The sequence below is a fragment of the Gemmata sp. SH-PL17 genome (assembly GCF_001610855.1).
In the GTDB taxonomy this organism is placed as follows: domain Bacteria; phylum Planctomycetota; class Planctomycetia; order Gemmatales; family Gemmataceae; genus Gemmata; species Gemmata massiliana.
On the sequence record NZ_CP011271.1, the window covers coordinates 5,975,082 to 5,988,230 of the forward strand.

At 64.9% G+C, this 13,149-nt stretch carries 12 protein-coding genes; 7 read left to right on the plus strand and 5 right to left on the minus strand.

Annotation, left to right across the window (positions count from 1 at the left end):
- Positions 1-41: 41 nt before the first annotated feature.
- Together VT84_RS24635 and VT84_RS24640 are read right to left on the minus strand one after the other, a co-directional pair.
- Positions 42-1,910 (minus strand): hypothetical protein, encoded by a 1,869-nt coding sequence (locus VT84_RS24635; protein ID WP_082841347.1) that lies wholly within the window; start codon positions 1,908-1,910, stop codon positions 42-44.
- A 172-nt stretch (positions 1,911-2,082) separates the two neighbouring features.
- Positions 2,083-2,427, minus strand: a complete 345-nt coding sequence (locus VT84_RS24640; RefSeq protein WP_052560362.1) for a hypothetical protein — start codon at positions 2,425-2,427, stop codon at positions 2,083-2,085.
- A 116-nt stretch (positions 2,428-2,543) separates the two neighbouring features.
- Between VT84_RS24640 and VT84_RS24645 the strand changes: the two genes are divergently transcribed.
- The 6 genes from VT84_RS24645 to VT84_RS38885 all read left to right on the plus strand — a co-directional run bounded on the left by VT84_RS24645 (position 2,544) and on the right by VT84_RS38885 (position 8,422).
- Complete coding sequence (locus tag VT84_RS24645) at positions 2,544-3,545, plus strand: DMT family transporter (RefSeq protein WP_082841348.1); 1,002 nt, start codon at positions 2,544-2,546, stop codon at positions 3,543-3,545.
- A gap of 407 nt (positions 3,546-3,952) precedes the next feature.
- On the plus strand, positions 3,953-4,429 hold the full coding sequence (locus VT84_RS24650; RefSeq protein ID WP_082841349.1) for an NUDIX domain-containing protein: 477 nt from the start codon (positions 3,953-3,955) through the stop codon (positions 4,427-4,429).
- Between the two features lie 105 nt (positions 4,430-4,534).
- Complete coding sequence (locus tag VT84_RS24655; protein WP_162271836.1) at positions 4,535-5,623, plus strand: substrate-binding domain-containing protein; 1,089 nt, start codon at positions 4,535-4,537, stop codon at positions 5,621-5,623.
- A 132-nt stretch (positions 5,624-5,755) separates the two neighbouring features.
- Positions 5,756-7,270, plus strand: a complete 1,515-nt coding sequence (locus VT84_RS24660) for a sugar ABC transporter ATP-binding protein (protein ID WP_082843407.1) — start codon at positions 5,756-5,758, stop codon at positions 7,268-7,270.
- Complete coding sequence (locus VT84_RS24665) at positions 7,267-8,244, plus strand: ABC transporter permease (protein WP_052560358.1); 978 nt, start codon at positions 7,267-7,269, stop codon at positions 8,242-8,244. The genes VT84_RS24660 and VT84_RS24665 overlap by 4 nt, the downstream gene beginning before the upstream one ends.
- 7 nt (positions 8,245-8,251) lie before the next feature.
- The gene (locus tag VT84_RS38885) at positions 8,252-8,422 is read left to right on the plus strand and encodes a hypothetical protein (protein ID WP_157469800.1); all 171 of its coding nucleotides are present in this window, start codon (positions 8,252-8,254) and stop codon (positions 8,420-8,422) included.
- Here VT84_RS38885 and VT84_RS24670 read toward each other — a convergent pair.
- Positions 8,419-9,621 carry an MFS transporter gene (locus tag VT84_RS24670; RefSeq protein ID WP_052560357.1) on the minus strand — a complete coding sequence of 401 codons (1,203 nt, stop codon included), beginning with the start codon at positions 9,619-9,621 and terminating at the stop codon, positions 8,419-8,421. The genes VT84_RS38885 and VT84_RS24670 overlap by 4 nt on opposite strands.
- Before the next feature lie 140 nt (positions 9,622-9,761).
- On the opposite strand from VT84_RS24670, the gene eboE reads away from it, so the two are divergent.
- A complete protein-coding gene (gene eboE / locus VT84_RS24675) occupies positions 9,762-10,934 on the plus strand; it encodes a metabolite traffic protein EboE (RefSeq protein ID WP_082841351.1) in 1,173 nt (390 codons plus the stop codon).
- A gap of 146 nt (positions 10,935-11,080) precedes the next feature.
- Here the strand turns inward: eboE and zwf are convergent, their stop codons facing one another.
- Both zwf and VT84_RS24685 read right to left on the minus strand, forming a co-directional pair.
- Positions 11,081-12,523, minus strand: coding sequence for a glucose-6-phosphate dehydrogenase (zwf, locus tag VT84_RS24680; RefSeq protein WP_082841352.1), 1,443 nt, complete (start codon positions 12,521-12,523; stop codon positions 11,081-11,083).
- A 173-nt stretch (positions 12,524-12,696) separates the two neighbouring features.
- A complete protein-coding gene (locus VT84_RS24685; RefSeq protein ID WP_082841353.1) occupies positions 12,697-13,005 on the minus strand; it encodes a hypothetical protein in 309 nt (102 codons plus the stop codon).
- Between the last annotated feature and the right edge of the window lie 144 nt (positions 13,006-13,149).

The window sequence follows — 13,149 nt, forward strand, 5'->3', positions numbered from 1 at the left end:
CACCACCGGTACAATCGCGCGGGCGCCGAACCATCATTTTCTCATGAATTCTGCCACGGATACGACACCGCACCAACGACGGGCAGGCACTTGGTTCCACACGCCTGGCACTGGGTCACAAACGGTGTGAGCAAGCGACTTGTGTGAGGGGTTTCGCTCTCAAGAAACTCCGTCGGGTAGCTCATGAGCACTTCGTCACGGAACCGGAGCCATTCCTGTAACTCTTCCGGGTACGTTTCCGAAAGGCGCCCACTTACGCGGAGAGAATATCTGCCGAAAACGAGCACGCGCCCGTTCGATTCGAGGTACACGTCTGCCTCGGGATCGCTGGTCTGCACGCCCCCCACGGATACGCCCCCGAGTGCGACCAGAATTGGGCCGAGTTCGGCCTCCGCGCCCGGGTCCGTTTCGCCCATGAGTAGGAGGCCGGGTTCGTGGGTCAATAACTTGCCCGCAGTTGCTGGGGAGGCAACCACGGCATCAAACATCGTTCGGGCGTAGCCGACACGTTCCCACGGACGTTTCGTGCGGTTCACCCACACACCGTACATCATCGCGACGTAGTTCGGCGAAATCTGCACCGCGGTCGCTACGTGCGGCGCGACGTCGCACAAGTCCAGGACGTCCCGGGCCGTCAACTCGGCGCGGAACGCTGCCAGGAGAATTAGTACCCGGAGCCGCCCGCGTTCGGCCGGATCGCGCGGAACGCGGAGGTAAACGGCGAGCACGAACTCCGCGAAATCGGCCGGTTGGTCGCCGCGGAATACGGGAGTGAGGAGTTCCGCGATGCCTGTTGCACGATCGCGGCCGAGACGCCCGCCGTCGTCTATTTGCAGCGCGAGGGCCGTCGCCAGGAGCTGGCGCTCGGTGACGTTGCCGCGAGCACGTGCGATTACAGCACTCAGGGCACTCGCACGCTCGAACGGGTCACCGAGGCCGACGCTCGTGAGACACAGCCGCGTCAGGAACCGGGCCGAGTCGCGGCGGTCCACTAACTTCCACGCGAGCTTTCGCCACCCGGCATCGACGGCGCGGTCGGCCGGGGTGGTTTTCGTGCCGAGGAACACGCGCGTGAGAACGTAAGCGATCAGCGACAAAATGAGCGCGACCCGCACGGGCGTCAGCAGCGAGAACGCAATGAGTGCGGCTCCTGCGGCGAGTGTCGCCCGTGCGCGTGCCGGTGACACCCGTCCTCCGCGAGCAACAAACCCGTCACCGGCGAGCCGGCCGTTGGCCATCGCGAGCGCGGGCGGCGGCGGGGGCACTTGGGGAACCACGTCCGCGAGGCACGTCGGGCACAGCCCGGCTCCGCGTTCGCGTGCGGCCGTTCGGAGCAGAACGGTCTCGTCCGCGGTGGCCGTTTCCGCGGCCAAAATCCGCACCGCGCGCTCGCCGTCGAGTGCGCCCGCGCGGTCGATGAGATTCGGTTCGCCCGTCGCCGCGTGCTCGCGCCGGATCGCTTCAACCGCACGGGCACGCGAACGGGTCTTACTTTTAACGAGCATGAGGCCGTGCTCGTGCCACAAGTGTTTTGCCATTTCCGGGCGCGACAACCGCACGTCGCACCGGGGGCAGCTCATTTTGATCTTCCGCTCGCGGCGCGCGATGATCGCGTCGAGCGCGTCTGATCGCTCGGTGAGGCGCTGAAGGTGCCGGAGCCGGGCCAGCCCGCGCGACGGCGAAACGCGCCCCGTGAGTGCTCGCACGACGCGCTGAACGGCCCGCTGCGTATCGGGGAGCGCGTCCAGGGCGCGCCCGGCTGCTGCGGACCGGACCGTCAGCGGAACGCGGGGGCTGGCCAGAAACGGTAGTAGCTCACCAACGATCCGCGTGCGGTCCGCGGGCGGTGCCGCGCGCAGGCGCACCACGAGTTGTGCGAGCGCGGCACGCGGATCGTTAGTTGGAGTCATCGGTTACGAATGCCAATCAAAAACACCCGGGGTTGAAACCCCGGGCTATTTCCGGTGACCCCATTCGGGGTCCAAAGGGCAACGAATGTCAGCGCGGCCCCAACGGGGCCACCGGTAGTAGCCCGGGGTTTCAACCCCGGGGCCTTTAATTTGGAGTGCCACATTCCGTTCCTCAACCGATTTCGTGAATCGGCTCATCGCCCCGGGGCCTTGCCACAATGGGACGGAGCAAAAACGGCCCGGTGTGGTGCTTCCCGATCGACCACGTTCCTTGAATACTCCCCTCGCCGTCCGACTGGCCGACGTACAGTACGCGGTGTTTGCCGTGGTACTGCTTCACCATCACCACGTTCCCGGTCGCTTCGTCGTAAGTGCCGCCGAATGTGAACACGCCCACGACGTCGCGTCCGCTGCCGGTTACCTCTCCACCAGCGAATGCTAGTGTGAACGGCGTCATCGCTTGCCGACCCACGTGGTCTTGAAACCAGAACCCGTCCCACCGGCCCGACGGATACATCGTTGCTCCCTCGCTCCGCGCGAATCGTCGCTCCGACACACGACCGCAGCGCCGATTGTACCTGAAGCCGGCGCGGACCGCCTACCCGGTTCGCCGGGGCGCTCTAAGGTTCCTGAATGAACCAGTCCGATGCGCGACCGTATGTGTGGATGCTGTGCGGCTCGTTTGCGTTCGCGGTGATGGCGGTCCTGGCCGAGTACCTCACGCGCAAGCCCGACACTCTCTGCGATTGGCAGACCGTGGTCGTGTTCCGGGCCGCGCTGGTCACGGTGTTCGCCGCCGCGCTCGCGTGGCAGGCCGGGGCGCGCCTCGTGTGGTTCCGCCCGTGGCGCCTGTGGGTGCGGAGCATCTCGGGCAGTTGCAGCATGGTCGGCACGTTTTACGCCTTCGGCCACCTGCACGCCGAAGACGTGGTGACGCTTTGCAACACGTTCCCGCTCTGGGTCGCGCTCCTTTCCTGGCCGCTGTACGGTCAAGCACCGGGCTGGAAGACGATGGCCGCGATCCTGGTCGGAATCGCGGGTGTGGTGCTGGTGGAGCAACCGCACATCGAGGCCGGTAATCTCGGTGTGTTCGCGGCTCTCGCGGCAGCTCTGTTCACCGCGATCGCGATGCTCGGGTTGCACCGACTCCACGACGTGGACCCGCGCGCCGTTGTGGTCCACTTCTCCGCGGTGGCCACGATCTTCTGCTTCGTCGCGTTCCTTGTGACCCCGCGGACGCAGCCGCTCACCCGCGTGTTTGAAGCCGGCGTGTTCCTCCGGCTCATTGGTATCGGTGTCTCGGCGACGATCGGGCAAGTGTTCCTCACGCTGGCGTTCGGGCGCGGGGCGCCTGCAAAGGTGTCCGTGGTCGGGTTGATGCAGATCGTGTTCGTGATGGTCATGTGCGTGTGGGCCTTCGACCGCACCGTCAACACGATCGCGCTGGTCGGAACTGGACTCGTGATCGCGCCGACCGCGTGGCTACTGACGCGGCCCAAGGCCACGAGCGCCGTGAAGCCCAATCCGGCGCATACACTTCCACCCGCCACGCCTCAACCCGCTCCCAATCGTACACCGGCTTCCGGGAGCAATAGCGAGAACACTCCGCTCGCGACGCCGCAGTTGCGTCCATGATTTTCGGGTAAACCCGCCCCCCTTCCTGGCACGCGGCTAACATTTGCTAACGTTTCCCGGAGACGGGGCGCATGCGACGCGGGCCAAGTGTGTTAAATGTTAGCTTTTCCGGTGTTTTGTGCCTTCGTAATGCTTTGTGCGATGCCGCAAACGGCTAACATAACTCCAAATTTCGCCTTTTTGAGTACATTTTGGCACCGAAAGACACCCAGATGCACTTGCATCTGGCGCCTGTTCATTCACTTCAACAATACCACAAGCGAAGAACGCCTACAATCATATTTGTGGAAATTTGAACAGTATTTCTCATTCGCGAGCAGCCACTTGCGGTCCCGCGAAATCGGTGGTAGCGTGCGGTGTAGCCTCGCGAATGACCTCTCCGCCGCCGGGCGCTGGGGGAACCGCACATGCCACGCGCGCCGATCCCGACTTGGTGCTTCGCCCTCGTTGTTGTGCGTAGGGGCGATCACTTCTTAATCGTGCAAGAGAGCAAATACGGGCAGCCCTGGTACGTGCCGGCCGGGCGCGTGGAGCAGGGCGAATCGTTCGCGAGCGCCGCCGTGCGCGAGACGCTCGAAGAGGCCGGCATCCCCGTCCGCGTGACGGGCATTATTCGCGTGGAGCACTCGCCCAGTCCGGCCGGGGCGCGGATGCGCGTCATCTTCCTCGCCGAGCCGACCGACGACACCCCGCCCAAGACCGAACCCGACGACGAGTCGCTCGGTGCGGCGTGGGTCACGCGCGACGAACTCGCGAGTTACACACTGCGCGGCGACGAAGTCACGGAACTGTTCTCCTTTGTCGCAAATGGCGGTATCATCCACCCGCCCGATATCATTCAGGCCGAAGGGGTGCCGTACTGTGCCGCGGGCCGAAGTTCGTAAACGTGTCATTTCTCTGGTTCTTCGCGCTTGCCACTTCGGGCGCACCCGGTAATTTGTAAACACCCTTTACGAAATCCGTCACTCTCCATCGAAATGGGTGCAACCGTGTCTGTGCTCCTTCGCACTTCGGTCGTTGTGGCCCTCGCGGCCGTGCTCGCGTGCCTCCCCGCGTGCGGGAAGAAAGATGGCGACGGCAAGATCAAGATCGGTGTCGTCACCAACTGCACCGCTGACTTTTGGAGCATCTGTGAGGCCGGCGCGAACAAGGCGGCCAACGATCACGGCGTTGAGTTGCAGTTCCGTCAGCCGGAAAAGGCGTTCGATGCGGCCGTTCAGATGCCCATCGTCGAAGCCTGGGCCAAACAGGGGCTCAACGGGATCGCGGTGAGTGTCATCGACCCCGACGGGCAAACCGAAGACCTCACGCGGATCGCCAAGAAGGTTCCGCTCCTCACGATGGACAACGACGCCGATAAGACCGGGCGGTTGTGCTACGTCGGCATCGACAACTACGAGGGCGGCAAAGCGGTCGGGCGCTTGGTGAAGAAGGCGCTTCCCAACGGTGGTACCATCGGGGTCTTCATCGGCAGCACCAAATCGGCTAACGGCAAGGCCCGTACCCAGGGCGTGCTCGACGAACTCGCGGGCCAAAAGGACGCGCCGGGCGTGAAGGGCACGCACCCGCAAAAGGGCGATCTCGAAGTGCGCACGTATGGGAAGTACCACCTCGTGGACGGGGCCGCGAAGGAAGACAACGGCCCGGACAACGCTCAGAAGACCGTCGGGGCGGTTCTGGCCCGTGTGAAGGGGCTGCCGAACCTCTGTATGGTCGGCCTCTATGCCTATAACCCGCCGGCGATCCTCAACGACGCCAAGGCCAAGTCGATGGCGAAGGACATCAAGATCATCGGCTTCGACGAGGACTGGGAAACGCTCAAGGGCATTGCCGCGGGCGAAATCGAGGCCACGGTCGTGCAGGACCCGTTCGCATACGGCTACAAGTCCGTGGAGGCGCTCGCGGCGAACGCGAAGGGCGACACCTCGAAGCTCGTGAAGGAACCGATCCCCTACCGCATCGTGACGAAGGACGGTAGGGCGGACGAAACGGTCAACGGGCTGGTCGTGAAGTTCCCGAAGGTCGCGGAATTTGAAGCGAAATTGCGTTCCGACATCGCTTCCGTGCCGAAGAAATAACAACAGAGCGGCGGGCGCTCCTGGGCGCCCCGCTCGGGTACCACTTAACGAGTCGTGCCCGCACGAGTGTGCCCCGTGGCGCTCGTGTGGGTGCGGTTCGCCCGTCCGGTCTCGCACCTCCCGCACACTCTTATGCCCACCCCCCGGATCACAGTCACGAACGCCCGCAAACAGTTCCCCGGCGTCCTGGCGCTCGACGGCGTTTCGCTCACGCTCGCTCCCGGCGAGGTGCTCGCGGTCGTCGGCGAGAACGGGGCCGGTAAGTCCACGCTCATGAAAATCGTCGCGGGCGTTTACATCCCGGACGACGGCGAGGTGCGACTGGACGGCGAGCCGATCCGGTTCCGCGGCCCGGCCGAAGCGATCGCCGCGGGCGTCAGCCTCATTCACCAGGAACTGAACCTCGCCGAGAACCTCACCGTCACGGACAACCTGTTCCTCGGGCGCGAGGCGACGGTCGCCGGGGCGCTCCGCGTACTCGACCGGCGCTCGATGAACGAGCGCGCCGTAGGACTTCTCGCGCGTGTCGGGTTGCCCGAGTCCCGCGCACACGTGCGAGTCGAGAGCCTCCCGCCGGGCGAGAAACAGCTCGTCGAAATCGCCCGCGCGCTCGGGACCGACGTCCGCGTCCTCATCATGGACGAACCGACGTCGAGCCTCACGCAGAAGGAAACCGAGCAACTGTATCTGGTCATCGACGCACTCAAGGCTGCTGGCGTATCGGTGCTGTATATCTCGCACCGGCTCGCGGAGGTGAAGCGCGTCGCGGACCGCGTGACCGTGCTGCGAGACGGGCGCAACGCGGGTGAATTGGCGAAAGCCGAGATCACGCACGACAACATGGTTAAGCTGATGGTCGGACGCGACCTGAAACAGTTCTACCCGAAGGTCCACCGCACCGGGACCGGCGGCGCGCCGGTGCTCAGCGCTCGGGGCGTGCGTTTCACAGGTGGGCCAGCAACTCCCGCGGATTTCGAGGTACGCGCCGGCGAAATTCTGGGGATGGCGGGGTTGGTCGGCGCCGGGCGCACCGAACTTTCGGAAGCCGTTTTCGGCGTGCGGTCGCTCGTCGCGGGTGAGCTGTTGCTTAACGGTGAGCCGCTGCGCATTCGCTCCCCTCAAGACGCGATCGCCGCGGGCATCCTGCTCGTGCCCGAGGACCGCCGGCTCCACGGGCTAGTTCTGGCCGAGGGCGTGGGATTCAATTTGAGCCTCCCGAACCTCGATAAACTCGGTTCACTCCTCGGCGTGAACCGGCGCGAAGAGGTCCAACTGCACCGCACCTGGATCGACCGACTCCGCGTGAAGACGCCGAGCGCGGCTCAACCGGTCGGGCTGCTCTCCGGCGGGAACCAGCAGAAGGTCGTGTACGGCAAGTGGCTCGCGCGCGGGCCGAAGTTGCTCATTCTCGACGAGCCGACCCGCGGTGTGGACGTCGGCGCGAAGGCCGAGATCTACGCCCTGGTCGATGAACTCGCGGGGAAGGGCGTCGCGGTCTGGATGATTACGAGCGACATGGAAGAACTGCTCGGCATGTCCGATCGCGTGGTGGTGATGCACGAGGGACACGTCGCCGGGGAACTGGCGGGCACGAAGTTAACGGAGGAAGCGGTGATGCGACTCGCGACCGGGGGACCAGCGACATGATGCGGATTCTGGGCGTGCTGGGGCTGGTGTTGGTGCTGTACGGCGCACTGTTCGCCTCGCACGACAAGGCCGGCGAGGTCGGCAACCTGATCGACGTGGCGAACTACCAGGGGCAGTACGGCATCATCACGCTCGGCGCGGCGCTCGTCATCATCACCGGCGGTATCGACTTGTCCGTCGGGTCCGTCGTCGCGTGCGGCGCGGTCCTGTTCGGGCTCCTGACGACCCGGGGTGTCCACCCGTACCTTGCGGTGCCGATCGTCGTCCTGTTTGGCACGGGCGTCGGCCTCACCAACGGGTTACTCATTACGCGACTCCGGCTCCAGCCGTTCTTGGTCACGCTGTGCGGGATGTTCATCTTCCGCGGGGTGGCCCGCCTGCTCGGGGACACGGTGAGCATGTCTCGCGTGACCCAGGCCCAACCCGAGTTCGGCCCGGCGCTCCGAAACCTCCGCTACGTCCTCGTCGGTAAGAGCCCGGCCGACGGCGAACTCGTGTTCCCGGCTCAGTTCGCCCTGCTCCTGATCCTCGCCGCCGCGATCGGGTTCTTCCTGCACCGGACCGCCTACGGGCGCTACTGGTACGCCATCGGGCACAGCGAACTGGCCGCGAAGTACGCCGGGGTGAACGTGAACCGGCACCGCTTGTCGGTGTACGTCGCGTGCTCGGCGCTCGCGGCCCTGGCGGGGACGCTCCTGTTCCTCAACTCGCCCTCGGTGCAGTCCGACAACGCGGGGCTCGGTTGGGAACTGTACGCGATCCTCGGGGCCGTGCTCGGCGGGTGCAGTCTGCGCGGGGGCGAGGGCACGGCCGTGGGTATGGTGCTCGGCGCGATGGTGCTGCCGATCATCGAGAGCATCGTCAATTTCCGGGGCGACAAGAGCGACGTGATCCCGGCCGTGGTCGGCGTGACGCTCCTCATCGGCACCGTTGTGGACGAACTGATTCGCCGGCGCTCGCGGGTCCACAGGTAGCGGCGCCGTGCCCGAGAACCCGTTCGCCGCGCAACTCGATCCGCCGGCGTTCCTGGCGTGGCTCCTAGGAACGCCGGTCGCCCACCTCGGCTTCGGCGAGCAGTGGACGCGCCTGAAGCCCGCCCCGGTGTGTGGGAGCCGGTTTCAATGTCGGCGCCGCGGTCGTGAACCTGTTTAACGGGCGTGCGAGCGGAGGTTCGGCAACAGGGCCGTGAGCAAGCCGATGAGCGGCAAGAACGAGCACACCTTGTACACGTACCCGATGCTCGTCTGGTCCGCGAGCCACCCGAGAACCGCGGCGCCGACCCCGCCCATCCCGAACGCGAACCCGAAGAACAGCCCGGCCACCATACCCACGCGACTGGGTAAAAGTTCCTGCGCGTATACCATGATGGCCGAGAATGCGGACGCCAGGATCAACCCAATGGGGACGGTCAACACCGTCGTCCAAAACAGATTCGCGTAGGGCAGAACCAGTGTAAACGGGAGCACGCCGAGGATCGATCCCCAAATGACCGCCTTGAACCCCACGCGATCCCCGACCGGTCCACCAAGGAACGTCCCGGCGGCGACTGCTCCCAGGAACACGAACAGCCGGAGCTGCGCGTCCGCCACCCCCACCCCGAACGTTTCGATCAGGTAGAGCGTGTAGTAACTACTCAGACTCGCCATGTAGAAATACTTGGAAAAGATCAAGCACAGCAGCACCCCGATTGCAAACGCCGCCTTCCCCGGCGAGACGGGCGGGGGAACCGCGGAGGTCTTCTTCGCCAGGCGCTCCGCTAAATGCGCCCGATACCACCGCCCGACCCGGAACAGGATTACCATCGCCGCCACCGCCGCGACCGCGAACCAAGCGAGGCTCCCCTGCCCCCACGGGACCACGACGAACGCGGCCAGCAGCGGCCCGAGGGCCGATCCCGCGTTCCCGCCGACTTGAAACAAGGACTGCGCGAACCCGTGCCGCCCGCCGGACGCCAGCCGCGCCACGCGCGACGCCTCCGGGTGGAACACCGCGGACCCGACCCCAACCAGTGCCGCCGACAAGAGAATCGTGGGGAAGGTATCAGCAACGGACAGAAGCAGCAACCCGCCCAGCGTGACGCTCATCCCGACCGTCAGCGAGAACGGTAGCGGCCGGCGGTCGGTGTACAGGCCGACGAGCGGTTGGAGCAAGGAGGCTGTAAGTTGGAACGCGAGGGTGATAAGTCCGATCTGCGTGTAGGTGAGGGCGTAGGACTCTTTGAGCACCGGGTACACGGCCGCGATCAGCGACTGGATCGTATCATTAAGCAGGTGGGACACGCTGAGTGCCACTAACACCGCGAACGTCGTCACTGCCACGGGTGCCTGTTTCTCTTCGGTCACGACCACCACTCGCCCTCCATAAGAAAACTCCCTCGCTCGGACACCGCCGAACGCACCGAAGTTCACCGAAACAAAAGGATACCCCCCAAGGTGCAAGGGTTTACAGCCCGAGGGGTATCCCGGGTATCTCAGAGTTACAAGGACCGCCGATGGCGCTCAACAGCCTCCCGCTCGGGTATTGCACCAACGTACACCCGGCCCAGACTTTTGCCGAACTCCTCGGCGGCCTCGACCGCTACACCGTGCCCGTGATGCGCCGCGTCGGGCGCCCGATGGCCGCGGGGTTGTGGCTCGCGCACCCGGTAGTGAACGAGGTTCTGGCCGCACCGGACGGTACCGCGCGGTTGGCCGCTGAACTGAACGCTCGGGGGCTGACGGTCTACACACTGAATGCCTTCCCGTATGGCGATTTTCATGCCGCACGGGTGAAGGAGAACGTGTACCTGCCGGACTGGACGTCGTCGGAGCGGCTGTCGTACACGGAGCGGTGTGCCACGGTACTGGCCGAACTCCTGCCCGAAGGCGGGGAGGGCTCCATCTCCACGCTGCCGATCGGCTTCAAAGGGTTCGACCGCGCGCCCGGCTTCCTCCAAGCGGTCGAGCGGTTGACCGACTGTGCCCAGACCCTCGCCCGGATCGCAGCAGAATCCGGGCGCACCATTCGTGTGGCAATCGAACCCGAGCCGTTCTGTCTACTGGAGACGACGGAAGAAACGATCGAGTTCTTCCGCCTGCTCTGGGGCGTGGCTTCGGCCAGGGGCGCGGAAGACGCGGTGCGAGAGCACATCGGGGTGTGCTACGACGTGTGCCACCAGGCGGTGGAGTTTGAAGCCCCGGCCGCGTGCGTCGCTTCCCTGGACCGGGCCGGGGTGCGAGTGAACAAGGTGCAGGTGAGTTGTGCTATTGAACTGAACGCCCCGGCTGAAAATGCCGAGGGTCGCGCCGCACTCTGGCGGTTCATCGAGCCGCGATATTTGCACCAGGTGTTCGCTCGGTTACGCGACGGGCGAACGATCGGGGCCGTAGACCTGACCACCGAGTTCCTGGACGCCCCGGGACCGGAGTTTACGGCCGCCGAAACGTGGCGGGTTCACTTCCACGTCCCGGTCGACGCGGAGCATTTCGGGTCGCTCGGCACCACCCGATCGGCGCTACGCCCCGCTCTGGCGGCGATCGCGGCCCTGAATTACGCTCCGCACGTGGAGGTCGAGACGTATACGTGGGCGGTGCTGCCCGGAGAAGGGGCTCAGGATTTGGTCACGGGTCTGGCAAACGAAATCAACGCGACGCAGCGACTCATCGATGAGATTTCGACTCGGTAGGTCGAATCGGGTCTTACTGTGACCTCTCGGCTCCGCTCGCTCTTCTTGTGGCGGCTCGGTCGAATCACTGACCGAGCGACCATCGCAGGTGAATCGCGCGTCTTCCAGTCGCCCCAATTGGGGCGGACAGAATCACGAACCAAACCTCACCCGATCGGCTGCCAGCAGTCGAGGAGCTTGTCCGCGCCGCTCGGGCCGTTCGAGCCGATCGCGTACTTCTCCGGTTGGGTCGGGGCGTGGTCCGCGGCAGCGATCAGCGGGTCCATGATTTCCCACGCGCGCTCGATCTCGTCCGCCCGCATGAACAGCGACGCATCGCCCTGGATCGAATCGAGCAGCAGGCGCTCGTAGGCCTCGGGCAGCGTCTGGTTCTGGTACGCCTGCTTGTAGTCGAAGGTCAGGTTGTGCGGGCGCAGCGATACACCGTCCACGTCGGGCACCTTGGTCTGGAAGTTCAGTTGGATCGACTCGTTCGGCTGGATCACCATCTTCAGCCGGTTGCACTGGAGCATCTCGTTGGGCGGCAGCGGAAACATGAGCCGCGCCGGACACTTGAACTGGATCATCACCTCGCTGTACCGAGCTTTGAGCCCCTTCCCGCTACGAAGGTAGAAGGGCACGCCGTGCCACCGGCGGTTGTCCAGTTCCAGCTTGATCGCCGCGTAGGTCGGGGTCTTCGATTTCGGGTCCACGCCCTTCACGTTCAAATACCCGTCGTACTGCCCCAGCGCCATCACCTTCATGGCCTCCGCTTCGGGGCGCACGTTGACGGTCGAGAGCACCTTCATCTTCTCGTTGCGCAGGTTGTCCGCGGTGTACCGGTTGGGGTCCTCCATCGCGACCAGCGTGAGCACTTGCAGGATGTGATTCTGGAGCATGTCCCGCATCACGCCGCTCTTGTCGTAGTAATCGCCGCGCCCCTCCACCGTGACCTTCTCGGCAACGGTGATCTGCACGTGGTCGATGTACTGCGCGTTCCACAGCGGCTCGAACAGCGTGTTCGCGAACCGGAACACGAGGATGTTCTGGACCGTGTCCTTCCCGAGGTAATGGTCGATGCGGTAGAGCTGGCTCTCGTCCCAGTGCTTGTGCAGTTCGTCGTTAAGCTTCTTCGCGCTGGCCCGGTCGGTGCCGAACGGTTTCTCGATCACGAGCCGGCGGTACCCGGTGTCGCTCTTGTTCAGCCCGACCTCGGCCAGGGCCGAGCTAATAGGCGGGTAGTAGTACGGCGACACGGAGAAGTAGTAGAGGCGCCGACCGTTCGGTTCCTTCTCGTTGGCGGCGAACCAATCGGCGAGGGGCTTCGCGCCGCCCGGTTGGGTCGCGTCGGTGGAGACGTAGTGGATGCGCGGCGCGAAGGCGGCCCACTTCTCCTCGCTGAACTGCTCGCCGGGCAGGATCTCCTTCGCCTTGCCCTTGAGGTGCTCGCGGAACGCCTCGTCCGTGTACTCGCTGCGGGCCACCCCGACCACGCGCGCCTCCGGCGGGAGTTTGCCCTTCTGGGCGAGATTGAACAGTGCGGGGATCAGTTTCCGCGACGTGAGGTCGCCGGACGCCCCGAAGATGACCACGGTGAGCGGCTGTGCCATGTGCGGCCCGTTTTGTTGCGTGAGGGTGTGCGCCCCGCACGCGGAGCGGGGCGCGGAGATATGCTACACGCCCGCGGGCGTTTGGTGCCGGGAGTTTTTGCGTTTGATGGGTCGTACCGGTCGCGCCGGGTTCCGGATGTAACGCCGGACCGGGGACAAAACGGCCCCCGCCGTCAATTCGGACTGAAGTCGAACTTGGAGGCGTTCTCGCGCCCGAGCGGGTCGTTGACGAACTTGCGGAAACACACGGGGCACAGGTCGAACCGCATTTTCTTGCACGTCGGGAGCAGTTGCGGCGGCTCCTCGCCCTCTTCAATATCGCTCAGCAGCCGGGCCATCTCTTCGACGTGGTCGGTTTCCAGGTCGTCCTCGGTCAGTTCGGCCGGGTCGGTGGCCGCGAACGCTTCCATTTTCAACACGTACCGTTCGGCCCCATCCTGGGTCATGTCCTTGCCGCAAACGTCGCAAGAGAAGTGCATCATGACCTTCGGGTCCTCCAAGCGTAACAGAACCGTCACATTTGACCGGAGAGGCGGTCTCACGGGCGGCGGCGGTCGAGCGAGTCCGAGAAGGGTGAACCGCCGAATAAGCTCGTATACTCCACAACTCTCAGTTTCTCGGTGTGC